The 23,821-nt window shown below is 72.6% G+C and carries 20 protein-coding genes and 1 pseudogene; 6 read left to right on the forward strand and 15 right to left on the reverse strand.

Going from position 1 to position 23,821, the window contains the following annotated elements; genetic code table 11:
- Nucleotides 1-6: 6 nt before the first annotated feature.
- On the forward strand, nucleotides 7-1,209 hold the full coding sequence (locus E9228_RS17555; protein WP_166780004.1) for an ankyrin repeat domain-containing protein: 1,203 nt from the start codon (nucleotides 7-9) through the stop codon (nucleotides 1,207-1,209).
- A gap of 198 nt (nucleotides 1,210-1,407) precedes the next feature.
- Here the strand turns inward: E9228_RS17555 and E9228_RS07895 are convergent, their stop codons facing one another.
- The 7 genes from E9228_RS07895 to E9228_RS07925 form a co-directional block, all read right to left on the reverse strand.
- Entirely contained in the window at nucleotides 1,408-2,595 is a 1,188-nt protein-coding gene (locus tag E9228_RS07895; RefSeq protein ID WP_425248372.1) for a glycoside hydrolase family 1 protein, read from the reverse strand.
- Nucleotides 2,596-2,619: 24 nt separating this feature from the next.
- The gene (locus E9228_RS07900) at nucleotides 2,620-3,492 is read right to left on the reverse strand and encodes an alpha/beta fold hydrolase (protein ID WP_166780005.1); all 873 of its coding nucleotides are present in this window, start codon (nucleotides 3,490-3,492) and stop codon (nucleotides 2,620-2,622) included.
- Complete coding sequence (locus tag E9228_RS07905; RefSeq protein WP_252727787.1) at nucleotides 3,489-5,273, reverse strand: ABC transporter ATP-binding protein; 1,785 nt, start codon at nucleotides 5,271-5,273, stop codon at nucleotides 3,489-3,491. Before E9228_RS07905 ends, E9228_RS07900 begins: the two co-directional genes overlap by 4 nt.
- Nucleotides 5,270-6,202: an ABC transporter permease gene (locus E9228_RS07910; RefSeq protein ID WP_166780006.1), complete on the reverse strand. Its 933-nt coding sequence runs from the start codon at nucleotides 6,200-6,202 to the stop codon at nucleotides 5,270-5,272. Before E9228_RS07910 ends, E9228_RS07905 begins: the two co-directional genes overlap by 4 nt.
- A complete protein-coding gene (locus tag E9228_RS07915) occupies nucleotides 6,199-7,179 on the reverse strand; it encodes an ABC transporter permease subunit (RefSeq protein WP_166780007.1) in 981 nt (326 codons plus the stop codon). Before E9228_RS07915 ends, E9228_RS07910 begins: the two co-directional genes overlap by 4 nt.
- Entirely contained in the window at nucleotides 7,176-8,876 is a 1,701-nt protein-coding gene (locus E9228_RS07920; RefSeq protein WP_208385623.1) for an ABC transporter substrate-binding protein, read from the reverse strand. Before E9228_RS07920 ends, E9228_RS07915 begins: the two co-directional genes overlap by 4 nt.
- Before the next feature lie 93 nt (nucleotides 8,877-8,969).
- Nucleotides 8,970-10,070: a LacI family DNA-binding transcriptional regulator gene (locus E9228_RS07925; RefSeq protein WP_341849833.1), complete on the reverse strand. Its 1,101-nt coding sequence runs from the start codon at nucleotides 10,068-10,070 to the stop codon at nucleotides 8,970-8,972.
- A gap of 225 nt (nucleotides 10,071-10,295) precedes the next feature.
- Between E9228_RS07925 and E9228_RS07930 the strand changes: the two genes are divergently transcribed.
- On the forward strand, nucleotides 10,296-10,454 hold the full coding sequence (locus tag E9228_RS07930) for a hypothetical protein (RefSeq protein WP_166780009.1): 159 nt from the start codon (nucleotides 10,296-10,298) through the stop codon (nucleotides 10,452-10,454).
- A 125-nt stretch (nucleotides 10,455-10,579) separates the two neighbouring features.
- On the opposite strand, the gene E9228_RS07935 is transcribed toward E9228_RS07930, so the two are convergent.
- The gene (locus E9228_RS07935) at nucleotides 10,580-11,296 is read right to left on the reverse strand and encodes a GntR family transcriptional regulator (protein WP_341849834.1); all 717 of its coding nucleotides are present in this window, start codon (nucleotides 11,294-11,296) and stop codon (nucleotides 10,580-10,582) included.
- 104 nt (nucleotides 11,297-11,400) lie between these two features.
- Between E9228_RS07935 and E9228_RS07940 the strand changes: the two genes are divergently transcribed.
- Nucleotides 11,401-12,561: an MFS transporter gene (locus E9228_RS07940; RefSeq protein WP_341849835.1), complete on the forward strand. Its 1,161-nt coding sequence runs from the start codon at nucleotides 11,401-11,403 to the stop codon at nucleotides 12,559-12,561.
- A gap of 99 nt (nucleotides 12,562-12,660) precedes the next feature.
- Here the strand turns inward: E9228_RS07940 and E9228_RS07945 are convergent, their stop codons facing one another.
- Nucleotides 12,661-13,833, reverse strand: a complete 1,173-nt coding sequence (locus E9228_RS07945) for a baeRF2 domain-containing protein (protein ID WP_166780012.1) — start codon at nucleotides 13,831-13,833, stop codon at nucleotides 12,661-12,663.
- A complete protein-coding gene (locus tag E9228_RS07950; RefSeq protein WP_166779415.1) occupies nucleotides 13,814-14,251 on the reverse strand; it encodes a hypothetical protein in 438 nt (145 codons plus the stop codon). The genes E9228_RS07945 and E9228_RS07950 overlap by 20 nt, the downstream gene beginning before the upstream one ends.
- Nucleotides 14,252-14,476: 225 nt before the next feature.
- Between E9228_RS07950 and E9228_RS07955 the strand changes: the two genes are divergently transcribed.
- Nucleotides 14,477-17,593 (forward strand): glycoside hydrolase family 2 TIM barrel-domain containing protein, encoded by a 3,117-nt coding sequence (locus E9228_RS07955; protein WP_166780013.1) that lies wholly within the window; start codon nucleotides 14,477-14,479, stop codon nucleotides 17,591-17,593.
- Nucleotides 17,594-17,753: 160 nt separating this feature from the next.
- On the opposite strand, the gene E9228_RS07960 is transcribed toward E9228_RS07955, so the two are convergent.
- Nucleotides 17,754-18,176, reverse strand: coding sequence for a DUF3151 domain-containing protein (locus tag E9228_RS07960; protein ID WP_166780014.1), 423 nt, complete (start codon nucleotides 18,174-18,176; stop codon nucleotides 17,754-17,756).
- A gap of 27 nt (nucleotides 18,177-18,203) precedes the next feature.
- Entirely contained in the window at nucleotides 18,204-18,536 is a 333-nt protein-coding gene (locus E9228_RS07965; protein ID WP_166780015.1) for a DUF3140 domain-containing protein, read from the reverse strand.
- 278 nt (nucleotides 18,537-18,814) lie between these two features.
- Here E9228_RS07965 and E9228_RS07970 point away from each other — a divergent pair, with 278 nt between their 5' ends.
- A complete protein-coding gene (locus tag E9228_RS07970) occupies nucleotides 18,815-20,461 on the forward strand; it encodes an ATP-binding cassette domain-containing protein (protein WP_166780016.1) in 1,647 nt (548 codons plus the stop codon).
- A 100-nt stretch (nucleotides 20,462-20,561) separates the two neighbouring features.
- Here the strand turns inward: E9228_RS07970 and E9228_RS07975 are convergent, their stop codons facing one another.
- The 3 genes from E9228_RS07975 to E9228_RS07985 form a co-directional block, all read right to left on the reverse strand.
- Nucleotides 20,562-21,281 (reverse strand): SDR family oxidoreductase, encoded by a 720-nt coding sequence (locus E9228_RS07975; RefSeq protein WP_341849836.1) that lies wholly within the window; start codon nucleotides 21,279-21,281, stop codon nucleotides 20,562-20,564.
- A gap of 75 nt (nucleotides 21,282-21,356) precedes the next feature.
- Nucleotides 21,357-22,400 (reverse strand): YihY/virulence factor BrkB family protein, encoded by a 1,044-nt coding sequence (locus E9228_RS07980; protein ID WP_166780017.1) that lies wholly within the window; start codon nucleotides 22,398-22,400, stop codon nucleotides 21,357-21,359.
- Between the two features lie 2 nt (nucleotides 22,401-22,402).
- A complete protein-coding gene (locus E9228_RS07985; RefSeq protein WP_166780018.1) occupies nucleotides 22,403-22,864 on the reverse strand; it encodes a hypothetical protein in 462 nt (153 codons plus the stop codon).
- Nucleotides 22,865-23,017: 153 nt separating this feature from the next.
- Between E9228_RS07985 and E9228_RS07990 the strand changes: the two are divergent.
- Nucleotides 23,018-23,756, forward strand: a pseudogene (locus E9228_RS07990) (MBL fold metallo-hydrolase).
- Nucleotides 23,757-23,821 lie beyond the last annotated feature (65 nt).

Below are 23,821 nucleotides of genomic sequence, written 5' to 3' on the forward strand. Positions count from 1 at the left end.
CGACCCGTGCGGTGGAGTCGAGTGAACTGGCCCTCGGTGGGCTACGTGTCCCTCGAGGACTTCGACGGACAGCCGGAGCACATCGCACGGCTGCTCGAGGACGCTCCGCCCCCGGTCGCCGCCCTCGCCTCCGTGCGCTGGACGGACGCCCGGGTCGCGACGCTGCGCAGTGAACCGGCACACCGGCATGCCTCCGAGACCGCCGACTGCGCCGACGACACCACAGCGGACACCGCGACCATCCCGGGGCACGGCCGGCCCGACCCGGTCGTGGTGCACGCCGAGGTCGTCGTCCGGAACGACGAGGTGCTGGACACCCCCGACGGGCTCTGGCGGCGGTGGAACCACGCTCGCGTGACCCTGCGGTTCGACGACGCCGTGATCGACCCGCCCGACGTGGACGCCGGAGCGGTCCTGGCCGGGGACGCCCACATCGCGCGCGGCGAGCTCGACCACGTGGCAGGAGAGGACGCCTGGGAACTCCGGCTGCTCGTCTCCCCGGTCGGCGAGGTCGCGATCCGCTTCCGCGACGCCCAGGTCTCGGTGCGCAGCGTCGACCAGTTCGAGTACGACGTGCTCGGCGACCGCCCGACGCGCGGCTGGCACGGCCCGGTGCCGGACGGCTGGGTGGAGTGGGCGACCGAGGGCGTCCGCGCCGCGGCGTACGGCGACCTGGGCGGGCTGCACCTGGCCGACGACGCGAGTGACGTCGACGACGTCGACCCGCGCTGGGGCTTCGCTCCACTGCACGCCGCCGCGTGGTTCGACCGGCCCGAGATGCTCGAGGAGCTCCTCCGCCGCGGGGCGACGCTCGCCCTGGTGGACTCCGAGGGGCGGACGCCGCTGACGCTGGCGATCGACCGTGACGCCCGGCGGGCCCTCCGCGTGCTGGTCGCGGCGGGCGCCGACCTGGAGGCTCGGGACAGCGACGGCAACACCCCGATCGTCCGGGCTGCGTGGGGTGGCCACGCCGACGTCGTGCGGGCCCTCGCCGCCGCGGGTGCCGACGTCCGGGCACGGGGCTCGCGCGGTGCGACGCTGCTCATCGCGGCGGTCGACTCCGCGGACGTGGACACGGTCCGCGCGGTGCTGGCCCTGGACGTCGACCGCGAGGCCGAGGACGACGAGGGCGCCACCGCAGGGGACCGCGCGGGACTCCTCCGCGACGGCGCGATCGCGGACCTGCTCGCTGCGGACGCGACCGGCTAGCAGTCCGACCGTACTGCGCTGGGCCCGACCGGACGGACCGGACCGGATCGGACGCGACCCGGCCCGGCCGAACCGGACCGGACGCGACCCGACGGGACCCGACCCGGCCGAACCGGACCGGACGGGGCACCCGACACGAGGCGCCGGGGCCGACCACAGCCGGGCCGGGCGGGCGCGCCACGCGGGTCGAGCCTCCCGTCAGACGGTCAGGGCGTTGGCGGACGCGACGCCGCCGTACCAGTGCGCCGAGGGCTTCGGGGTGCGCGCGAACGTCTCCCGGTCCCACGCGACGAGCCCGAAGGTCGGCCGGAAGCCGGAGGCCCACTCGTAGTTGTCGAGCAGCGACCAGTGCTGGTAGCCGCGGACGTCGATGCCGTCCTCGATGCAGCGGTGGATGCCCTCGAGCGCGCCCTGCGTGTAGGCGATGCGGCGGGTGTCGTCGGCGGTGGCGATGCCGTTCTCGGTGACCATGACCGGCACGTGGCCGGACAGTTCCCACGCGCTGCGGATGCCGGCTGCTGCGGCCTCCGGCCAGAACTCCCAGCCGGTGAGGGTCGTCTCGACGTCGTCGGCGACGGGCAGCGGTCCGTCGGTGCCGATGAAGGTGCGCGTGTAGGCCTGGACGCCGACGAAGTCGTCGCCGGCGGACTGCTCCAGGTACCAGTCGTCACGCGGGTAGCCGTACTCGCGGAGCATCTCGGCCGAGCCCGGCTGGTCGGTCTCCTGGAACGCCTGGGTCGCGATGGTCCACCCGGACTGGAGGCCCGGCACCTGTCCCAGGACATCTCGCGACCGCTTGTGGCTGGCCAGCAGGGCGTCGGCCACCTGGAGGTCCGGGTTCGGCAGGCCGTAGGCGACGAGGTTCGCTGCGTCCTCGCCGCCGGCGAGCATCGCGGCGATGTTCGGTTCGTTGATCGTGCAGACGTAGCGGACGCCGTCCTGCACGACGGGGAGCGCGGCCTCGGTGTAGCGGGCGAACAGGTCGGCGGCGTCGGGAGCGCGCCAGAAGCCGTCGCGTTCGAACCAGCGCGGCACGGTGAAGTGCATGAGGGTGACGATCGGCTCGAGGCCGGCCTCGTGGCAGGCCTCGACCATGCGGCGGTAGTGGTCGACCTCGGCGCGGCTGACGAACCCGCGCTCGGGCTCGATGCGGGACCACTCGATGCTGAACCGGTAGGAGTTCAGGCCGAGGTCGGCGGCGATCCGGATGTCCTCGCGGTAGCGGTGGTAGCTGTCGGCCGCGTCGCCGGAGGGCTCGACGATCGTGGTGTCCGGCTCGTGCTCGTGCACCCACCAGTTGCTGTTGACGTTGTTGCCCTCGATCTGGTGGGCGGCCGTGGCGGCGCCCCAGAGGAAGCCGTCGGGGAAGTGCAGCGTGGTGATGATGGTGCCTTTCGGTGGGCGGACGAGTCAGTGCTTGCTCAAGAAGCGGTCGAAGACCTCGACGGTTCCCTGCGGGTTCTCGATCTGGGGGCCGTGCCAGCTGTCCGGGATGACGACGTACTCGGCGCCGGTATCCTCGGCCATGGTCCGCTGCCACGGGATCGGCCAGGCGCCGTCCCACTCCCCGTGCGTGACGAGGACGGGGAGCCCGGTGGCGCGGAGTTCGGCGGAGCTGTCGGTGTGGTCCTCGAGGATGTGGCCGCCGGCGACGATGCTCAGGGGGCTCGTGGCGTCGAAGCGCTCGCGGACCGTGCGCACGTCGTCGGGGAGCTCCTCGTCGGGGCGGTAGGCCCAGAGGGGGTTCGTGGCGTCGAACAGCGTGCGGTTGTTGCCCGCGGTGTCGTGCATGATCGTCAGCTCGGTCACCTTGCGGTAGGGCCAGCCGTACGGACCGGAGCAGAACTGCACGACGTCGCGGAAGGCGCTCGGGTCCTGGATCGCGGCGGCGCGGACGATCACGCCGCCGAGCGAGTGCCCGACCAGGTGCACGGGAGCGCCATCGTCGAGCAGTCGGGCGACGCGGACCACGTCGGCGGCCTCTTCTTCCAAGGAGTAGTCGCGCGGTTCGGTCGGCGCCGCGGAGTCGGCCTGGCCGCGGCGGCTGATCGCGACCGCGGTCCAGCCGGCGTCACGGAGGAGGGGCATGAACGTGCGCCAGTCCTCCTTCGAGCCGGTGTACCCGGGGACGACGAGCACGACGCCCTTGCTCGGCCCCGACGGGACGACGCGGTAGGCCGTGAGCCGGCCGACGGGCAGGTCGATGCCGACGACGTCGACGCCCTCGGGGGTGGGCAGGTGGCCGAACGGCGGGACGGTGGGGAACGCGTGCAGGTTCGTCATGCCGACAGCCTTCTCCGGGGATTGGGCACGGCGTCCAGCAGCGCGACCGTGTAGTCGTCCTGCGGGTGCTGCAGCACGTCGGCGGTCCGACCCCGCTCGACCACGGCGCCGTCGTGGAGCACCATGATGTCGTCGGTGATGAGCCGGGCGCTCAACAGGTCGTGCGTGATGTAGAGGAGCGAGACGCCCCACTGCTCACGCAGGTCCTCGAGGAGCGCGAGCACCCCGGCACGGAGCGTCACGTCGAGCATCGAGACCGGCTCGTCGGCGATGATCACCTGCGGGTCGCTCGCCAGTGCCCGAGCGATCACCACGCGCTGCCGCTGCCCGCCGGAGAGCTGGTGCGGGAGCTTCTGCGCGAACTGCTCCACGGGCGTCAGGCCCACGGTCTCGAGGAGCTCGAGCACGCGGTGCCGAGCATCGCGACCGCGGAGCCCGGTGTAGTTCACGACCGGACGGGTGAGCGTGTACTCGACCGTGTGCAGCGGGTTGAGCGCCGAGTACGGGTCCTGGAACACCATCTGCACCTCGGAGCGCAGGTCGCGCATGCCCCGGCGCCCGAGCTTCGCCACGTCGAGGTCGCCGAACCGGACGGTGCCCGAACTGGGCTTCTCGACGCCGGTGAGCAGCTTCGCGATGGTCGACTTGCCGGAGCCCGACTGGCCGACGAGTGCGAGGGACTGCCCCGGCTCGAGGGTGAACGACACGTCGCGCACCGCCCGGACCGGGTCCTCACCCCGACGAGGCGGGGCGTACGTCTTCACGAGGTGGTCGACGACGATCGGGTTCCGCGCCGCACTGCGCTCGCGGGTGCCGACCGTGGCGTGGGAGGTGGTGGCCTCCTGCCGCTTCTCGCCGTGTTCCGCACGCAGCGAGCGGTCCGGGAACCCCGGGAGGCTCACGACTGAAGCGCGGGGGTCGGCGTAGTGCGACAGGAGCATCTGCGTGTACGGGTCCTGCGGGGCACGGAGCACCTCGCGCGACCCGCCGTCCTCGACGATCCGGCCCTCGTGCATGACGAGCACGCGCTCGGTGGCCTCGAGGACGATGCCGAGGTCGTGGCTGATGAGCACCGCCGTGAAGCCCTCGGACCGCTGCAACTCGATGATCGTGTCCATCACCGCGTGCTGCACGAGGACGTCGAGCGCCGTGGTCGGCTCGTCGAACACCATGAGCTGCGGTTCGAGGGACAGCGCCAGGGCGATCGACACGCGCTGCCGCATGCCGCCGGACAGCTCGCCGGGGAACCGCGCCAGCATCGAGTCGGGCAGCTTCACCTTGCCGACGAGCTCCCGCATCCGGCTGTCCCAGCGCTCGCGCGGTACATGCCCGTGGGCTTTGAAGACGTCGATGAAGTGGTTGCGGATCGTCCGCACCGGGTTCAGCGCGTTCATGCCCGACTGCAGCACCATCGCGAAGCCGCCCTGACGCTGCTGCCGGAGCTCCTCGTCGCCGAGGTCGCGGATGTCCTTTCCCGCGAACACGATGCTGCCGCCGTTCGTGCGCGCCGGCGGCTTCTGCAGCCGGGTCAGCGCGTAGCCGAGTGTCGACTTGCCGGACCCGGACTCGCCGACCAGGCCGACGAACTCGCCCTTCCGCAGGGAGAACGACACGTGGTCGACCGCCTGGACGGCGGTCTGGCCCGACGACTCGTAGACGACCGACAGGTCGCGGACGTCCAGCAGGACGTCACCGGCGGTGGATCCGTCGGACGGGAGGCTCGTGGCGGCGCCGGTGGGGGCCTCCAGTCCGGTGGTGGGGACGGGACGTGCGCCGCTCATGCGGTCGCCTCCTTGCGCTTCGGGCGCGCGCCCTCGCGCAGCCGCGGGTTGGACACGGCGTCGACGCCGAAGTTGATGAGGGTCAGGCTCATCGCGAGGAGCGCGATGCAGAGGCCCGGGGCGAACAGCAGGATCCACTGGCCGGTGAGCAGCGCGTTCGAGTTCTGCGCCCAGTAGAGGATCGTGCCCCAGCTGACGATCGAGGAGTCGCCGAGGCCGAGGAACTCCAGGCCTGCCTCGGCCAGGATCGCGCTCGTGGCGGCGCCGAAGAAGCTGCCGACGATGAGGCTGGTCATGTTCGGCAGGATCTCGCGGAAGACGATGCGGGGAGCGCTCTCGCCGGAGAACTGCGCGGCGGTCACGAAGTCACGGCCGCGGAGGGACTGCGTCTGGCTGCGCAGGACGCGAGCGCCCCAGGCCCAGCCGGTGACGACGATCACCGCGATGATCACCGCGATGCCGCCGTTCTGCAGGTACGCCGCGATGACGATCATGAGCGGCAGGCCCGGGATCACCAGGAACAGGTTCACGATGAAGCCGATGACCTCGGCGATCCACCCGCGGACGTAGCCCCAGCTGAGGCCGATCGCGACGGCGACGAGCGTGGACAGGATGCCCGCGACCGCGCCGACCATGACCGAGATGCGGGCGCCGTAGATCAGTTGCGACAGGACGTCCTCGCCGGCGGCGGTGGTGCCCATCCAGTGGGCCCAGGTGGCGTCCTCACTGCGGGCGAAGCCGTTCTGGCTGGCGCCGTACGGGGCGAGGAGCGGAGCCAGGATCGCCACGAGGACGAACACGGCCAGGATGATGATGCCGATCCGGGCCTTCGTGTTGGACCAGACGACGCCGAACTGGCGACCGGCGGACCGGAGCCTGGACGGGGTCTGCTGTTCGGGTTCTTGCGTGCGTACTGCGATCGTGGTCATCGGCGCGTCCTCGGGTCCAGGACGCCGTACAGCACGTCCACGATGAAGTTGGCGATGAGCACCGACACGGTGATCATCAGGAAGAGCGCCTGCATGAGCGGGTAGTCCTGCCCGATGACGGCGTTGAACAGCAGGTAGCCGATGCCCGGGTACCCGAACACCTGCTCGACGAGCACCGACCCGCCGACCACACCGCCGAGGGCCAGGCCGAAGCCGGTCAGGTTCGGCAGGATCGCGTTGCGGGCGGCGTAGCGGATGGCGACGGTGCGACCGCGGAGGCCGTTCGCCTCGGCGAAGGTGACGTAGTCGTCGCCGAGCGTGTTGATCATCGCGTTGCGCATGCCGATGATCCAGCCGCCGAGGCTGGTCACGAGGATCGTCACCGCCGGCAGGACCGCGTGCTGCAGGGCGTCGCCGACGAACGCTCCGGACAGACCGGGCGTGGTCGTCGCCGAGTACGCGCCGGTGGTCGGGAACCAGTGCAGCACGTAGCCGAGGAAGAACAGCAGGAGCAGCGCCGTCCAGAAGTACGGGAACGTCGACATGAACGACCCCGACAGGGTGGGGAGCGAGTCGAGCCACGTCCCCCGCTTCCAGGCCGCCGCGATGCCGATCAGGGTGCCGAGGACGAACGCCAGGATCGTCACGACCCCGACCAGGATGAGCGTGTAGGGCAGGGCCTTGCCGACGAGGTCGCCGACGGGCTGCGGGTAGAACGTGTAGCTCGTGCCGAAGTCGAGGGTGACGACCTGGTGCAGGTAGCTGCCGTACTGGGCCCAGAGGCTGCCGGTCGGGACGCCGAGCTGGGCCTCGATGGCCTTCTTGGTGGCGTCGGTGACGGGTCCGTTCTGGCTGAGCTTCGCGAGGGCCGCGTCGCTCGGGCTGCCCGGCATGAGCCGCGGGAGCACGAAGTTCAGCGTGACCGCGGCCCAGAGGGTCAGGACGAAGAGGACGAGTTTCTGCAGGATGTACTTCACTTGGCGTCGTCCTGTTCCTTCAGGATCTCCCGGCCGGCGGCGCTGTCGCGCAGCCGGAGCTTCGAGAAGATGAGCAGCGGAGCCGAGTCGTAGTTCTGCGGGGCCATGTAGGGGTCCTCCGCGCTCGGCCAGCCGACGAACTTGCCGGTGTTGAACAGGCCCCAGAGCCCGCCGTGGTACATGCCGATGACGGGCAGCTGGTCGTACACGATGGTCTGCAGCTGGTCGAGGATCTCCTGCTGCCGTGCCGTGTCCGTGGTGGCCTTGTACTCGTCGAGCAGCCGCTGTGTCGCCGGGTCCCGGTAGCGCTCGTAGTTGTTCACGGTCGACTTGCCGACGGGCTGGTAGAACTCGGTCGACATCAGCGAGTTGAACGCCTGGTAGACGTCGCCGTTGCCCATGCCGCCCATCGCCATGTCGAAGGTGCCGTTGTTGATCGCCTGCTGGTAGCCGGCGGGCTGCGGGGCGCTGATCGACACCTTGACGCCGATGGCGGTGAGGTCACGGCGGACCTCCTGCGCGGCGCGGAGCCAGTCGGCGTAGCCGTTCGCGGTCGTGATGGTGATCTCGAGCTGCTTGCCGTCCTTGACGATCTTCCCGCCCTGCTCGACCCACCCGGACTTCGCGAACGACGCCTTCGCCGCGGCGACGTCCTGCGTGACCATGCCCTTGTCGGGGATGTCGGGGTTCGCGTACCGCTCCTGGTTCGGCAGGATCAGGCCGGTCTGGGCCGCCGCGGTGAGGTTGCCCTCGGTGGCGGTCTCGGCGATGTCGTCACGGTCGAGCGCGAGGGAGATGCCCCGGCGGACGTTGACGTCGTCGTACGGCGCCTTCGTCAGGTTCGGGATGAGGCCGATCACGCCGCCCGGCGGGAACCAGTACGTGTTCGTGTCGGATGCGGCACCCCACGTGCCCTTGACGTCGGAGATGAACGAGTACGCCCAGTCGTAGCCGCGGGTGACGGTGTCGAGCTGCGTGTTCGTCGCCGGCAGCACGAGGTGCTTGATCGCGATCGTGTCCGCCTGCCAGTACCGCGGGTTCTTGTCCATCGAGTACTGCTGGTCGGAGTAGTTGCCGAGGACGAACGGCCCGGTGCCGACGGGGTTCGGGTCACGCCAGGTCGTCGGGTCCGTGACCTTCCCCCAGTGGTGCTCGCCGAGGATGTACGTCTGGCCGATGATCGTCAGGCTCGGGACGTCGTCGGACTTGAGGTGGAAGACGACGTGGTCGCCCTGCTGCTCGATGGTGTCGATGTGCTGCCAGGCGCCCTTGACGTCCATCGCGGGGAACTTCTTGAGCAGGTCGAACGTGAAGACGACGTCCTTCGCGGTGAAGGGCGTGCCGTCGGACCACTCGACGCCGTTGCGGATCGTCATGTCGATCGTCCGGGCGTCCGGCTGCTCCCACGAACTGGCGAGCCAGGGGTTCCGCTTGCCGTCGAGGGGGTTCACCTCGATGAGGGGCTCGTACATCCACTTCGACGCGGTGCGGGCGTTGCTGATGTACGGGTTGAAGTTGCGGTCGAACAGCGGGTTGCCGTGGTCGGCGTTGATGAGCATCGTGTCCTTGCCGATGCTCGGGTCCGGCTCGGACCGGACCTGGATGCTGCAGCCGGTCGCCGCGAGGGCCACGACCGCGATGCCGGCGAGGGCAGCGGCGAGGCGAGCGCGGCGGGCGCGCCGTGGGGGAAGCGTCATTGCTCGGTCGACCTCCGTGTCGAGTGGGTACGACCGCCAATGTATGCGCTTACATCGGCGGGCGCAAGTCACGTGCTCGCACGGGGTGCCGCGCTACAGGGACGGCGGGCAGCTCTCGCGCAGCAGCACCTCGACGGGGAGCCGCAGGGCCCGCGGCGGTCCCTCGCGGCGATCGAGTCGGTCGACGATCGCCCGGACCGCCGCGCGCCCCAGGTCCCCCATCGGCTGGTGCACCGTGGTCAGGCGCGGCACCGAGTACCGGCCGGCGTCGATGCCGTCGAACCCCGTCACGACGTCGTCGTCCGGCACCCGGAGCCCGCGCGCCAGGACCGCGTCGAGCACCCCGAGCGCCGACTGGTCGTTCGAGCAGACGATCGCCCGCGGCACCCGCTCGTCCAGCAGGGCGCGGGCGAGCTCCCGGGCTCGGACCCGGCCGAAGTCGCCGTGCACGGTCCGGACCACGGCCGGAGCGAGTCCGTGGTCCTCCAGCGCCCGCTTGAACCCGGCGGTCCGCTCCTGGTCGTCCGGGGAGTCGACAGGGCCGGCGACGTACGCGATCGACCGGATGCCGAGCCGTCCGATGACGTGCGCGGCGAGCGTGCGCATGCCTGCGGCGTTGTCGACGCTGATCGAGTCGAAGCCGCGTGAGCGTCGGTCGTCCGCCAACACCACCACGGGGATCCGGCGGGCGACGTGTTCCAGCAACTCGTCCGGAACGGTCTGCGCCAGCACGGCCAGCCCGTCGACCCGGCCGGCGACGTCGTTCACGATGACGTCCCGGGAGGGACCACGGCCGGCCGCGACCATGAGCGCCAGGCCGCGCTGCCATGCCTCGGTCTCGGCGCCCCGCAGGACCTCGTCGAAGTACAGGTTCGAGGACGTCGGCTGGGTGACGTGCCGCCGGTCGTCGACGATGCGGACGCCTCCGTCCGTGACGACGTCCGGCCGTTCGTCCGGCACGACGTCGAACCCCGGCAGCAGCAGGCCCACCACGCCGGTCCGGCGACCGGCGAGTGCGCGGGCGTTCCCCGAGGGGACGTAGCCGAGGGAGCGGATCGCCGCCTGCACCCGGTCACGCGTGGCCTCGCGGACGGCGTCGGGCGTGCGGAGGACGCGCGAGACGGTCGCGATCGAGACCCCTGCGGCCGAGGCGACGTCGTAGACCGTGGGAGGTGCGGTGCCCTGCGTGGTCACGCCGTGCCTCCCCTCCCGGTCCGAGCCGCGGGCAGCCCGCCCGGCGACGCCGACCATCCTAGGCAGCGACGGTTCTCCACAGGTCCACGACTGCGCTCTTGCGGACCGGAGCGCGCAGGACGACACTGGCCCGACCATCCGGGCCGGCTCTGCCGACAGGGCAGCCCGACCAGCAGGGTCTGCCGTCCAGCAGGCCCGTTCCACCAGCAGGGGAAGGACGACCAGATGTCACAGTCGACTCCGTCCGGACGCAGGGACGCGTACCGGCTCTCCACCGACGAGGCCGAGGTGCGGGAGGCCCTCCTCGACCACGACCACGACCCCCACCTGTCGTGGGTGACCGCCCAGCTCGACGGGACGGAGGAACGTCCGCTGGTCGAGTAGCGACCGCACGGCTGGCGGCCGGGACCGCGACAGGGGTGCGGTCCCCGCCGCCCGCTGTCCCTGTCCCCGTCCCCTGTCCCTGCGGCCGTCGCTGTCGTGTCAGGCTCCGGCGGCCACCGCTCCGGTCAGGCTCCGGCGGCCAGCCGCTCCGGCGCGCCGACGATCGCCATCCCGGCACCACGGAGCCGCCGCCGCTCCTGGGCGATGAAGCCCAGCAGCCGGTCGTTGGTGCCCGCGACGTGGGCAGCGACCAGCTCGGCCGCGCGGTCGGCGTCACCGTGTTGCACGGCGTCGAGGATGTCGCTGTGCTCCTGCCACGCGGCGTCGCGGGCCTCGGGCGTGCGGACCTCGATCCACCGGGTGCGCTCGAGCCGGGTCAGTGCGTCGGCCACGGCGTCGGTGACGAACCGGTTGCCGCCGAGGGCTGCCAGGTCCAGGTGGAACGTCGAGCCCATCGTGATGCCGGACTGCTGGTCGGGCGTCGGACGCAGGGCATCGAGGTGTGCGCGGACCTCGGCGAGCGCCTCGGGCTGCGCGCGGGCGACGGCCAGCCGGGCTGCGGCGGGCTCGAGGACACCGCGGAGTTCGGCGAGCGACGCGATCTCGTCGAGGTCGATCGGGGTGACCGTCCACGAACGCCCCTCGTGCAGGATGAGCCCTTCGCGTTCGAGGCGGGACAGCGCGGCACGGACGGGGGTGCGCGAGGCGTGGAAGCGCGCTTCGAGCCCGCGCTCCGAGATGCGTTCCCCCGGCGCGATGTCGAGCGTCAGGATCGCGGCACGGAGGTTGTCGTAGAGCTGGGCCGTCTGCGACACGGGTGCTGCATCGGTCGGTTCGGTCACGGGCATCCAGCGTAGTGCCGTCCGACGCGGGTTGGTATACCGTTCCGGTACACCAGCTGAGTCGAGACGGGGAGCACGTGGTCCGGACACCTGCACGAGCCTGGGTGGTGCTCGCGCTGGGCGTCGCCGCGCAGGCCGCCGGCACCCTCGTCGTCACCGCCCCGGCCCTGCTCATCCCGCACCTGCACGCGCAGGGCATGCCGCTCGCGCAGGCCGGTCTGCTCGCGGCGGCACCGACGGCGGGCATGGTCCTGACGCTCATCGCATGGGGCGCCGTGGCGGACCGGATCGGCGAGCGGGTCGTCATCGCGGGTGGCCTGGTCCTCACCACGCTCGCCGTCGCGGGAGCGTGGCTGGCCGGCGACGACACGGTGCTGCTCGGGGTGGCGTTCCTGGCCGCGGGGATGACGAGCGCCTCGACGAACGCGGCGAGCGGGCGGGTGGTCGTCGGTTGGTTCCCGAAGGAGCGGCGCGGCCTGGCGATGGGCATCCGGCAGATGTCGCAGCCGCTCGGCGTGACCCTGGCTGCGGTCACGGTGCCGCAGCTCGCCGAGGTGTCGGGCATCCGCAGCGCCCTGGTCCTGCCGGTGCTGCTGTGCGCGGTGCTCGCGGTGCTCTGCGCGGTGGGGATCGCCGACCCGCCACGACCGGCACCCGCGCGAGCGGACCCCACCGGCACGGCCGCGACGAGCACGAACCCCTACCGTGCCACCGGGTTCCTCTGGCGGATCCACGCGGTCTCGATCCTGCTCGTGGTGCCGCAGTTCACGCTCTCGACCTACGGGTTGGTCTGGCTCGTGACCCTCGGCTGGTCGACGCCCACCGCCGGGCTGCTGGTCGGGGCCGCGCAGTTCGTCGGCGCCGTCGGCCGGATCCTGGTGGGCTCCTGGAGCGACCGGGTCGGGTCGCGGGTCGGGCCGCTCCGGGTGGTCGCCGTGTCGGCCGCGGCGGTGATGGCGGTCCTGGCCCTGGTCGACGTGGCGCACCTGCCCGCGGCCGCCGTGGTGCTCGTCGTGGCGACGAGCGTCACGGTCGCCGACAACGGCCTGGCGTACACGTCCGTCGCCGAGGCAGCGGGTCCCTCGTGGTCCGGCCGGGCCCTGGGCGCGCAGAACACCGGGCAGTTCATCGCGGCGAGCGCCGTCGGCCCGGGCATCGGCGCACTGGTCGGGCTGGTCGGGTTCGCCGGGTCGTTCCTGCTCGTCGCCGCGCTGCCGGTGCTGGCCCTGCCCCTCGTGCCTCGGGCGGACCGCTCACACGACTGAGCGGCCGGTCCGGCCGCCCCCGCTGACGGACGGGAGGTCCGTGACGGCGCCGCCACGGACCTCCCGTCCGTCATCTGCTCACGATCCGACCACGGCGTCTCAGGCCCCGGGGATCTCCGGCCCGGTCCGCCAGCGGAGCAGCGCTGCCGCCGGAGCGCCGCCGGGCAGTGCGGCGGTGTTGGCGTACACGACCGCCGCGTCGGTGAGGAGTGCGGCGCGGACGAGGCCGACGGGCGCCGGCACGGGCCCGAGGACGGCCGCGCCGAGTGCCTGCTCCGGCGCGGTCGCGATCCACGGCGCCGCGTCGAGCGCCAGGACGGTCCGGTCGGCGAAGCCCGCGGGGTCGAGGACGACGATCGCGGGCTGCGCCTGCTGCAGCGCCTCGACGACGGGACCGAGGCCGACCGCGACCTCGCCGTCCCCACGGCCGTCGTGGGTGCGGAGCAGGTCCTCGACGTCGTGCCGACGCTGGGCGACGACCCGGGCCAGGGCGATGTCGACGTGTTCGCGGACCCCGTCCTCGGACGCGTCCGACGCCCGCGGGTCGATCGGCACCTCGGAGACGAGCGACGCGGTGGCCTTCGTCTTCGACAGTTCGCTGATGAGCAGCTGCCGGGCGCGGATGTCCCCCGCGACGATGACCAGACGGGGCGACAGGCGATCGACGGCGTCCTGCACGGCGGCGGCGACCTCGGACTCGTTCTGCCGCCACAGCTCCTCGGTGTGGTGCTGCCAGCGCAGGTGCGCCCACCCGCCACCCTGGAACTCGTGGAGCGTGTCGGTCCGGCCCTGCACCTGCTGCTCCTCGCGCTGGTCCGGGTGGTCGGCGTGCCCGAGCCGGTAGGCCCGGTACCCGCCACCGCCGCGTCCGACCTCGACGACCAGGAACGGGACGTCGAGCGGCCGGTGCGCCAGCAGTGGCACGAGGTCCGGGACGGCTCCGTGGCCGACCGACTCCGGGCCGTGCATGTGTCCGGGGAGCACCTCGCTGAGCACGAGTCCGCCGTCGTGGACGAGCACGTACCGGCTCACCGGTGCGGGGACGCCGGGCGTCTCCTCGAGTTCGGCCATCACGGTGTCGATGACGGCCGCGTCGGCCCCGGCGGCCCGGAGTGCGTCCTCGGCCTTCCGGCGCTGCAGGGCGGCGAGGTGCTGCGGGTCCTCGCGGTCCCCGGAGGCGTCGACGTAGGCCCAGGTCCACGTCCCGCCGCCGGCGAGCAGTGCGCCGAGCGCTCGGCCGTCCTCGGTGGTCTCATGCTGCGGGATCGGCATCGTCGCCCCCCGTCGTCGTGGTGGCGGTCAGGTCCGGGGTCTCCGGGGTGGCGTCGGGTGCGGCCGCGTTCGACGAGGTGACGTCGGCCGTCCGCTCATCGGCACCCGCCGTCGCGGTCGAGTACACGGTCGCGTCGGCGCCGTCCCCGCTGCCGTCCGGCGTCTCGGCAGCGACCCCCGACGGGTCGTCGTCCGCGTCGACGTCGGTCGTGTCGTCGACGAGCGCACCCTCGAGGTCGCCGTCGTACCCGGAGGCCCGGACGGTCTCGGCGTCGTCGGTGTCGTCGGGCACCGGTTCGGACTGCCGGAACTCCTCGACGTGGGCGTTGCTGCCGTGTCCCTGGACGATGCTCTGCGCCTCGTGCGCGAGCTGGTCGTCGAGCTCCGGGTTGTGGGTGGTGTTCCCGCGTTCGATCATCGTTGCTCCTCTCGTGGGCGTCCCACGCTCCGCGACCGTCCCTGACTCCGTTCGCAGGTGCCGCGCGCTGCGGCCGGACCACGGATCCGCTGACACCGGCGCTCGTCGCCGTGTCCCGTTCCCGGTGGTGGCGATCGGGAACAGACTGCTCTCTGGCGCTCGTCATCGCCATCACCGTCCTGCAGCGCTGCCGCGCGGGGGCCTCACGGAAGGACCGGTCCAGGGTTGACCTCTGCCGCACTCGACGACCTGCACTCGACCGCACCGGGATCCGCGTCACGCCGGGCACCGCGTGCCTGGCTGCACACCGACGCGCCGTCGCTGTCGCTGAACGGCGACTGGGACTTCCGGTGGTCCCCCGTGGCAGATGCCCCGGGGTTCGAGGACCCGGACGGGTGGGGGTCGCTCCCGGTGCCGTCGCACTGGGTCCTGCACGGGCACGGTGCGCCGAGCTACACGAACGTGCAGTACCCGTTCCCGGTCGACCCGCCGCACCCGCCGGACGAGAACCCGACCGGTGACCACCGCCGGACGTTCACCCTGCCGGACTCCTTCGACGGGGCCGGCCGGGTGCTGCTCCGCTTCGACGGGGTGGAGTCGCACCACCGCGTGTGGCTGAACGGTGAGCTCGTCGGGTGGTCGACCGGCTCGCGGCTCGTGACCGAGTTCGACGTGACGTCGCTGCTCCGGCCGGGGGCGAACGAACTCCGGGTCCGCGTCCACCAGTGGTCCGCGGCCTCCTACCTGGAGGACCAGGACCAGTGGTGGCTGCCCGGCATCTTCCGGGACGTCACCCTGCTGGCACGGCCCACCGCCCCGATCGACGACGTGTTCGTCCGCGCGGGGTGGACCGCGGCCCGCGGGGACGCGGCCTCCGCCGGGACCGCCGCCTCGGGTCGGCCGTCGACCGGGACGGGCACGATCTCGGTGCCGACCCTCGATGCCGTGTTCCCGGTGCGCTTCACCGTGCCAGAGCTCGACGTCGACGTGACCTGGGGCAGCGCCGACGACGTCGCCCCGATCACCGTCGAGGGTGTCGAGCCGTGGAGCGCCGAACTGCCGCGGCTGTACGACGCGACGGTCTCCTCGGACGGCGAGACGGTCTCGCTCCGGCTGGGGTTCCGGACCGTGCAGGTCGTCGGCGACCGGTTCCTGGTCAACGGCGAGCGCGTCGTGTTCCACGGCGTGAACCGGCACGAGACGCACCCCGTCCGGGGCCGGGTGTTCGACGAGGCCCACGCCCGCGCGGACATGGCACTGATGAAGCGGTCGAACGTCAACGCGATCCGCACCTCGCACTACCCGCCGCACCCGCGCGTGCTCGACCTGGCCGACGAACTCGGCTTCTGGGTGGTCCTGGAGTGCGACCTCGAGACGCACGGCTTCGAGTTCCAGGGCTGGCAGGGCAACCCCTCCGACGACCCGGCGTGGGAGGACGCGTACCTCGACCGCATCGCCCGCACCGTCGAGCGGGACAAGAACCACCCGTCGATCGTGATGTGGTCGCTCGGCAACGAGGCCGGTACCGGGCGGAACCTCGCGGCGATGTCCCACTGGGTGCACGCCCGTGACCCCGAGCGTCCGGTGCACTACGAGGGCGACCACACGGGCGAGTACACCGACGTCTACTCGCGGATGTACCCGACGCTGCAGGAGACCGAGTCGATCGGCGGCGGTCCGGCCACACCGCTGCTCGGCTGCGGCCCGGCCGAAGCGGCACGGCAACGCTCCAAGCCGTTCATCCACTGCGAGTACGTGCACGCGATGGGCAACGGCCCGGGGCAGATCGCCGAGTACGAGGCCCTGGTCGACCGCTACCCGCGGCTGCACGGCGGCTTCGTGTGGGAGTGGCGTGACCACGGACTCCTCGCGCACACACCCGACGGGACCCCGTACCACGCGTACGGCGGCGACTTCCACGAGGTCGTGCACGACGGCAACTTCGTGATGGACGGCCTGGTGCTGCCCGACGACACCCCGACGCCCGGTCTCGCCGAGTTCGCGGCCGTCGTCGCCCCGGTCCGCCTGTCCGTCTCACCACTCGGTGGCTCGAGCATCGCCGGCGGCGGGACCGTCCTGGTCGAGAACCGGTACCACTCGGCCTCGACCGCGGGACTGCGGTTCTGCTGGACCCTCAGCCGGAACGGCGACGTCGAGGCATCCGGACGGTTCGCGCCCGGCATCGTCGCCGCACGACAGTCCGCCACGGTGCCGGTGCCCGACGCGGTGCTGGCGGCAGCGCGGGCGGACGCGGACTCCCTCGCGCCGGGCGACGAGCTGTGGCTCGACGTCGTCGCGGAGCTCGCGGGCCCCACCGCATGGGCGGACACCGGGCACGTGGTCGCACGCACCCAGACGCTCGTGGCGAGCCGTGTGGCGGAGGCACCACGACCCTCTCCCCACGAGCTCGGCCGTCACGCCGCTCCGCAGGCTCCGCAGCGCGCCGGAACCGGCTCGCGTGGGCCCAGTGCGGGGTGGGACGGCGACCGTCTCGGCGACGCGACCTTCACGGCGCGCGGCGACCTGGCGACGCTCAAGGGCCACGCGGTGGCCGGACCGCGCCTCGAGCTGTGGCGTGCGCCGACGGACAACGACCGTGGCGCCTCCCAGGGCGGGTACGAGACCGCGGACCCGGTGCTGACGCACGGTGTCGGCGACCCCACGGCGCCCTCGTCGGCGTCGCGGTGGGAGGCACGCGGTCTCGACCGCCTGACCCACCGGCTCGTGTCCGTGGACCGGACCGAGGACGGCCTCGTGCAGCGGGTCCGGGTCGCGGCGGCCAACAGCGGTGCCGGGGTCGAGGTCACGCACCGCTGGACCCTGACCGACGCCGGGCTGCTGCTGCGGACCGACGCCGTGCCGTACGGCGGCTGGGAGGTCACCTGGCCGCGCATCGGCGTGCGGATCGACCTGCCCGCCGCACTGCTGACGGAGACGGCCTCGTGGTTCGGGACCGGACCGGACGAGTCGTACGCGGACTCGTCGCACGCGGCCCGGGTCGGACGCTTCGAGGCTCCGGCGTCGGCGATGACCACCCGCTACTCGATGCCGCAGGAGTCCGGGCACCGACCTTCGCTGCGGTCGCTGTCGGTGGGGCCCTTCACGGTCACGACCGTGCCCGCGCCGGGCTCGGGGCACCGGGCCGGGTTCACCCTGACGCCGTGGACCGCGCAGCAGGTCGGGCGTGCCGGGCACCCGCACGAGCTGCCCGAGCCGGACGCGCTGTACCTGTACCTCGACGACGCGCAGCACGGCCTCGGCAGTCGGGCGTGCGGGCTCGACGTGCTGCCGGAGCACCAGCTCTGGCCGAGTGCCCGGAGCTGGAGCGTCCTGCTGTCCTAGCGGCCGGCCGGGCGCGGAACACCGGTGTTCGTCGGACACATCGCGTCATGCGGGTGTGTTTCCCACGAACACCGGTGTCTTGCACAGGCGGCGCGCCGCGGGGCCGCGCTCCGCGCGGCGCGCGGCGGCACCGCGCCGCGCCGCGGCGCGCGCCCGCGCGTCAGCCGCGCGCGATCGCCTCGGCGGCCGACGGGTCGGCGCCGTCGAGGAACTGCGTCAGCCGCTCGGCCTCGCCCGGCTCCTCGATCGCCTCGGCCGCCCGGCGCAGGGCGAACAGCGCGCGGAGCACGCCCCGGTTCGGCTCGTGCGACCACGGCACCGGCCCCACCCCGCGCCACCCGGCCTTGCGCAGGGCGTCGAGGCCGCGGTGGTACCCGACCCGGGCGTACGCATAGGACTCGACGGTCGCGCCACGGGCCCAGGCCTCGTCGGCGAGCAGCGCCCACGCCAGACTCGACGCCGGGTACGACACCACCACGGAGGCGATGGGAGCGTCCGCCGCCAGGGCCGCGTCCACGTCGGGCTCGGCGGCCAGCAGCGTCTCGGGGTTGGTGGAGGGGTTCGGGAGCAGGTTGTCCGGCATGCCCGCCACGCTACTTGAGCGCACTGCTCACTTCAGCGGATCGTGTCCCCAGTTCATGAGCGAGTACCGCCACCGTGTGTCCTCGACGTCGCCCGAGGGCCGCTGCTCGATGTGGCGCGCCACGTAGCCGACGACCTTCCGCATGTGCGCGTAGTCGTCGTCGGTGTACTCGCCCTGCTTCTTCCGCAGGATCCGGACGATGTGCCGCCCGGACTCGTGCCCCGTCGACTCCGAGGCGCCGTCCTTCTTCTGGCCGACCTCCTTCGACTCGTCGGAGTCCAGCCAGCCCTCCAGCTGCGAGGCGGTCATGTTCACCGCGTCGGCGAAGTCGTCCCGGGTCTGCTTCTCGTCGTCAGCCATGTCCGACATCTTGCGCGGCACGACTGCGCGGTCGTACGGTGAGTCGTACCCCGTCGTCACTCCGGGGCCCCGGTGCGGGACGACCGACCGGCGGCACGGGTGACGGCCACGGGGCCTCCCGACGGGAACGGATCCGGCATTGCGCGACACCACCGGCACTGCGCCGCAGCAGCCGCTGTCCCTGCGCTGACACCGTGACCTCCCCCACCGACCGGTGGGACCGCCGCCCTCGCGGCTGACGGTGTCGTGCGCCCGCGCGACCACCGGAAGGCATCCGCATGCCCGTCTCCCCCTCCGTCGTCCTGCACGACGTCTCCCTCACCTGGCCCGACGGCACCGTCGCGCTCGACCACCTCAGCACCGCGTTCGGTCGCGGCCGGACCGGGCTCGTCGGCCGGAACGGCGCCGGAAAGTCGACGCTCGTCCGCCTCGTCACCGGCGAACTCGCGCCGACGACCGGCACCGTCACGACGACGGGTCCGGTGGACCACCTGCCGCAGCGCGTCCATGGGGCCGCGCCGCGCCTCCCGTCCGGCACATGCCCACCCGCTGGCCGGGAGGCACGCCCCACCACCCCGGACACGGTGGCGGACCTGCTCGGGGTCGGCCCGCAGGTCCGGGCGCTCCGCGCGGTCCTCGGCGGCGACGCGACGCCCGCGCAGTTCGAGGCCGTCGGCGACGACTGGGACGTCGAGGAACGGGCCGGAGCCGCGTTGGCGTCGCTCGACCTCGGTGCCGGCGCCGCGCTCGGCAGCGACGACCTCGACCGTCCGGCGCACACCCTCTCCGGCGGGCAGTCGGTGCTCGTCGCGGTCGCGGGCATCCGGCTCCGGGGACGGCCGATCGCGTTCCTCGACGAGCCGACGGACAACCTCGACCGCCGGGCGCGGGCGGCGTTGCTCGACCTCGTGGACTCGTGGCGCGGGACCCTCGTCGTGGTGAGCCACGACCGGGAACTGCTGGAGCACGTCGACGAGGTCGTGGAGCTCCGCGACGGCAGCGCGACCGTGTTCGGCGGGACGTACTCGGCGTTCGAGGAGCACCTCGCCGTGCAGCAGGCCGCCGTCGCCCGGGAGGTCCGGGTCGCCGAACAGCGGCACCGCGCCGAGAAGCGGCAGCGGGTCGAGGCCGAGACGACCATCGCGCGGCGGGCGAGGGCGGGCGCGGCCGCAGCGTCGTCGATGCCGAAGATCCTGGCGAACGAGCGACGGAAGCAGGCCGAGGCGACGGCCGGGCGCCTCCGTTCCGGTTCCGCGTCGTCCGAGGCGGCAGCACTCGCCGCCGCTCGCGAAGCGGGCCGGCGTCTGCGCACCGACGACGAGATCAGCCTCGACCTGCCGGACCCGGGCGTCCCGGCCACCCGTCGGATCGCGACGATCGTGGTGCGCGGGCGGGCGACGGTGGTCCAGGGGCCGGAGCGGGTCGCGGTGGTGGGCGACAACGGTGTCGGGAAGTCGACGCTCCTCGACCAGCTCGTCGGGCTGTCGGGCGCCCGGACGCACCCGCTGCCCGACACGACGGCACGCGCACACACCGGACACGTCGGCTACCTGCCGCAGCGGAAGGACACGCTCGACGACGACGTCTCGGTGCTCGAGAACGTCCGCCGCGCCGCGCCGGCCGTCGCACCGGCCGGACTCCGGAACCGACTCGCCCGTTTCCTGGTCCGTGGGGACACCGTCGAGCGGCCGGTCGGGACGCTGTCGGGCGGGGAGCGGTTCCGGGTGGCGCTGGCCGGGCTCGTGCTCGCGGACCCACCACCACAGCTGCTGGTGCTCGACGAGCCGATGAACGACCTCGACCTGACGAGTGTCGACCAGCTCGTGGCGGCGCTCCGGGCGTACCGCGGGGCCCTCGTGGTGGTCAGTCACGACGAGGGGTTCCTCGAGCGGGTCGGCATCGACGTCCGGATCGAGCTCGCCTGAGGCTCGGGTGGGCGGACGCGACTCGGCTCCGCGACGCCGCAGGGTGTCCGCGGGGCCGAGCCTCGGCGCCACGGCTGGTGGCCCGCCCGGCGGGCTGCCGTCAGCGCCGGCGGGACGGCCGGATCGAGAGCATCTCGACCGTGCCGCGCTCCGGCAGGTCGACGACGGTCCGGACGGCGTCCGCGACGTCCTCCGGTGCGAGGTAGTAGTCGGTGTCGTAGTCCTCGCCGAGCTTCTCGGTGAGTGCCCGCTGCATGTCCGAGTCGGTGCGGCCCGGGTGCACGCTCGACACCCGCACGCCGTTCGCCCGCTCCTCTTCTCGCAGCGCGTCGGTGAACGCCCGGAGCGCGAACTTCGACGCCGCGTACACGCCACCGCCGGCGCCCGCGGTGAACCCCGAGCCGCTGTTGATCGTCACGACGATGCCCCGGGCGGCACGGAGCGCCGGCAGCGCGACACGGGTGAGCTCGGCGACCGCGAAGACGTTGGTGGCGAAGACGGCCTCCCAGGTGTCGCGCGGGGTGTCCGCGACGCGGGTGCCCTGCTCGACGCCGGCGGAGTGCACGAGGACGTCCACCCAGCTGGGCACGGCCGGCAGGTCGCCGGCACCGAGGTCGCCGACGAACGGCTCCGCACTCGGCAGCTCGGCGACGACGGCCGCGACCGCGTCCGCGTCACGTCCGCCGACCAGCACGTGGTGCGTCCGGCCCAGGTCCGCGGCGATCGCGCGGCCGATGCCCCGCGTCGCGCCGGTGACGAGCGCGACCGGACGGTCGTTGTCGGGGGTGGAGACGGGGACGGGAGGCACGGTGTCGGTCACGCAGGCCAGCCTACGGAACCGGTACCGCGCCTCCCGTCCGGGTGGAGCGTGCGCGCGTCGCGCGGGAGCGGTCGCTCAGTCGCCGTCCTTGGTGCGTCCGGCGCTCTCGCGGATGCGGATGCCCTGCAGGACGTCCTCGGCGCGCTTCTCGTCCTGCTTCTCGATCTGGCGGGTGTCGCGCTCGGGGAGCTGGATGTCCTCTTCCGCGTGGATGCCGGCCTGCAGTTCGCGTCCGCGCTCGAGCTCGGCGTCGAACTCGGCGCCGAACAGCAGCGCGTTGTTCGTGATCCAGATCCAGAGCAGGAAGACGATCACACCACCGAGGGAGCCGTACGTGGCGTTGTAGTTCGAGAAGTTGCCGACGTAGAAACCGAAGCCGACGCTCGCGATGATCCAGATGACGATCGCGACGATGGCTCCGCCGCTGACCCACTTGAACTTCGACTGGCGGACGTTCGGCGACCAGTAGTAGAGCACCGCGACGACGGCGATCATGATGACGAGCAGGATCGGCCACTGCACGATCGACAGCACCAGGGCGGCCGCGTCGCCGAGGCCGATCAGGTCGCCGAAGCTGCGCGCGAGCGGGCCGGAGACCAGTGCCAGGAGGCCGACCACGAGCAGCACGACGGTCACCAGCGTGACGCCGAGCATCGTCGGGCGGAGCTTCCAGATCGGACGCCCCTCGCGGACGTTGTAGATGCGGTTCATCGCCCGGCCGAAGGCACCGACGTAGCCGGAGGCCGACCAGAGGGCGCCGAGTAGACCGACGATGAACGTGACCGGGGCGGCGGGCGAGCGGACCAGACCGTCGATCGGGTTCTTCAGCAGGTCGGCGACCTGGCCGCCACCGACGTTGCGGACCACGTCGAGCAGCGTGTCGATCGTGTCCTTCGGGTTCGACACGAGACCGAGGATCGACACGATCGCCAGCAGCCCGGGGAAGAGCGCGAGCACCGTGTAGTACGTGAGGCTCGCCGCCAGGTCGGTGCACTGGTCCCCGGTGAACTCACGCAGCGTCTTCTTGAGCGTGTACGTGAACGACGGCTTCGTGAGGTCCGTCGGGCTGTCCGGCTTCCGGGGGTCGTCCGGGGACGGCTTCTGCTGTTCCTTGGCCATGGTCAGCCCTTCGTCGCCTTCTTGATCCGCTTGATCGTCTTCTTCGCCCGCTTGGCGTCCTTCTTGCGACGCTTCTCGGCGGCCTGGCGTTCCTGGAACACCGGGTTGCCCGTCGGGTCCTTCCGCGCGAACACGGGGACGCCCTTCGACGTGCCGTCCTTGCCGACCTTCACCGGCTTGAACACCGGCACCGGCGCCGGCTCCCGGAGGGCCGACAGCCGTCCGGCGGGCTGGTTCCGGATCCGGGCACCGACGACGATCGCGGCGATGCCGGCAGCTGCGGTCATCGCGACGGCCACCAGGGGCGTCGGGTCGCGGTGCCAGCGCTGTCGGGTCTTCGCGAGGGCGAGACGGGTGCGCGCGGGCACGTCGGACTTCTGCCGGATGCGCGCGACCGTGTCGACGATGCGCTCCCGGGTCCGCACGTTCCGGAGCTCGAGCTCGGGCATGGAGTCGTTGGGCATGGTCCCTGAGTACACGCTCCGCGATGGGTGCCCCCGCGGGCGCGCGGGCGCGGGTCCCGGCTGTCCCGCGTGCGCACCCGTTCGCCGCTGTGCGCGAGGTCGGCCGTCGCATCCCGGACGTGCGTCCAGCGGCACGGGCCTAGCGTCCGCCGCATGCTGTTCCGGGACGTCGCCGAGGGCATCCACCGCCTCGAGCTCGCACACACCAACACCTACCTGGTCGAGACCGGGGACCGACTGCTCGTCGTCGACGCCGGCCTGCCCGCCGTCTGGCCGCACCTGCTGCCCGCCGTCCACGACCTCGGCTACTCCCCCGACCGGGTCGAGGCGCTGCTGCTCACGCACGGGCACTTCGACCACGTCGGCACGGCCGCACGGATGCACCGCGAGTGGGGCACCCGTGTTCGTGCACCCGGGTGACCGGGACCTCGCGGCGCACCCGTACTCGTACCGGCCGCAGCAGAACCGGTTCGGCTTCGTCCTGGCGCACCCCGGCGGTCTCCGACCCCTCGGGCGGATGCTCCTCGCCGGGGCGGTGACCGTCGACGGGATCGACGAGGTCCAGGACCTGGAGTCCCGCGCGGACGTCCCCGGCAACCCGTGGATCATCGAGACGCCCGGGCACACCGACGGCCACGTGGCCCTGCACTTCGCGGACCGGGACGCGGTGATCGCCGGCGACGCGCTGGTCACCTTCGACCCGTACACCGGCGGGATCGGGCCGCGGGTCGTGGCACCGGCGGCGACGGCCGACATGGCGACCGCGGTGGCGTCGCTCGACCTGCTCGTCGACACCGAGGCGCAGCACGTCCTGCCGGGGCACGGGCCGGAGTGGTCGGGCGGGGTCCGGGCCGCGGTCGCGCAGGCGCGGCGGGCGGCCGGCGCGGCCTGACGGCGCGCTCGGGCGGCCCGCCGTGGTGCCAGAATTCCGGCATCTCGCGGTGCGAGGTGCCGGAA

Source organism: Curtobacterium salicis (genome assembly GCF_011759505.1).
Taxonomy (GTDB): Bacteria; Actinomycetota; Actinomycetes; order Actinomycetales; family Microbacteriaceae; genus Curtobacterium; species Curtobacterium salicis.

What these genes read in the sequence shown, in the direction of transcription:
- E9228_RS07905 (WP_252727787.1), bottom strand. Translation starts at nt 5,273, where the DNA reads ATGAGCGGCGCACGTCCCGTCCCCACCACCGGACTGGAGGCCCCCACC.
- E9228_RS07900 (WP_166780005.1), bottom strand. Translation starts at nt 3,492, where the DNA reads ATGACGAACCTGCACGCGTTCCCCACCGTCCCGCCGTTCGGCCACCTG.
- E9228_RS07910 (WP_166780006.1), bottom strand. Translation starts at nt 6,202, where the DNA reads ATGACCACGATCGCAGTACGCACGCAAGAACCCGAACAGCAGACCCCG.
- E9228_RS07970 (WP_166780016.1), top strand. Translation starts at nt 18,815, where the DNA reads ATGCCCGTCTCCCCCTCCGTCGTCCTGCACGACGTCTCCCTCACCTGG.
- E9228_RS07980 (WP_166780017.1), bottom strand. Translation starts at nt 22,400, where the DNA reads ATGGCCAAGGAACAGCAGAAGCCGTCCCCGGACGACCCCCGGAAGCCG.
- E9228_RS07960 (WP_166780014.1), bottom strand. Translation starts at nt 18,176, where the DNA reads ATGCCGGACAACCTGCTCCCGAACCCCTCCACCAACCCCGAGACGCTG.
- E9228_RS07920 (WP_208385623.1), bottom strand. Translation starts at nt 8,876, where the DNA reads ATGACGCTTCCCCCACGGCGCGCCCGCCGCGCTCGCCTCGCCGCTGCC.
- E9228_RS07985 (WP_166780018.1), bottom strand. Translation starts at nt 22,864, where the DNA reads ATGCCCAACGACTCCATGCCCGAGCTCGAGCTCCGGAACGTGCGGACC.
- E9228_RS07965 (WP_166780015.1), bottom strand. Translation starts at nt 18,536, where the DNA reads ATGGCTGACGACGAGAAGCAGACCCGGGACGACTTCGCCGACGCGGTG.
- E9228_RS07930 (WP_166780009.1), top strand. Translation starts at nt 10,296, where the DNA reads ATGTCACAGTCGACTCCGTCCGGACGCAGGGACGCGTACCGGCTCTCC.
- E9228_RS07945 (WP_166780012.1), bottom strand. Translation starts at nt 13,833, where the DNA reads ATGCCGATCCCGCAGCATGAGACCACCGAGGACGGCCGAGCGCTCGGC.
- E9228_RS07950 (WP_166779415.1), bottom strand. Translation starts at nt 14,251, where the DNA reads ATGATCGAACGCGGGAACACCACCCACAACCCGGAGCTCGACGACCAG.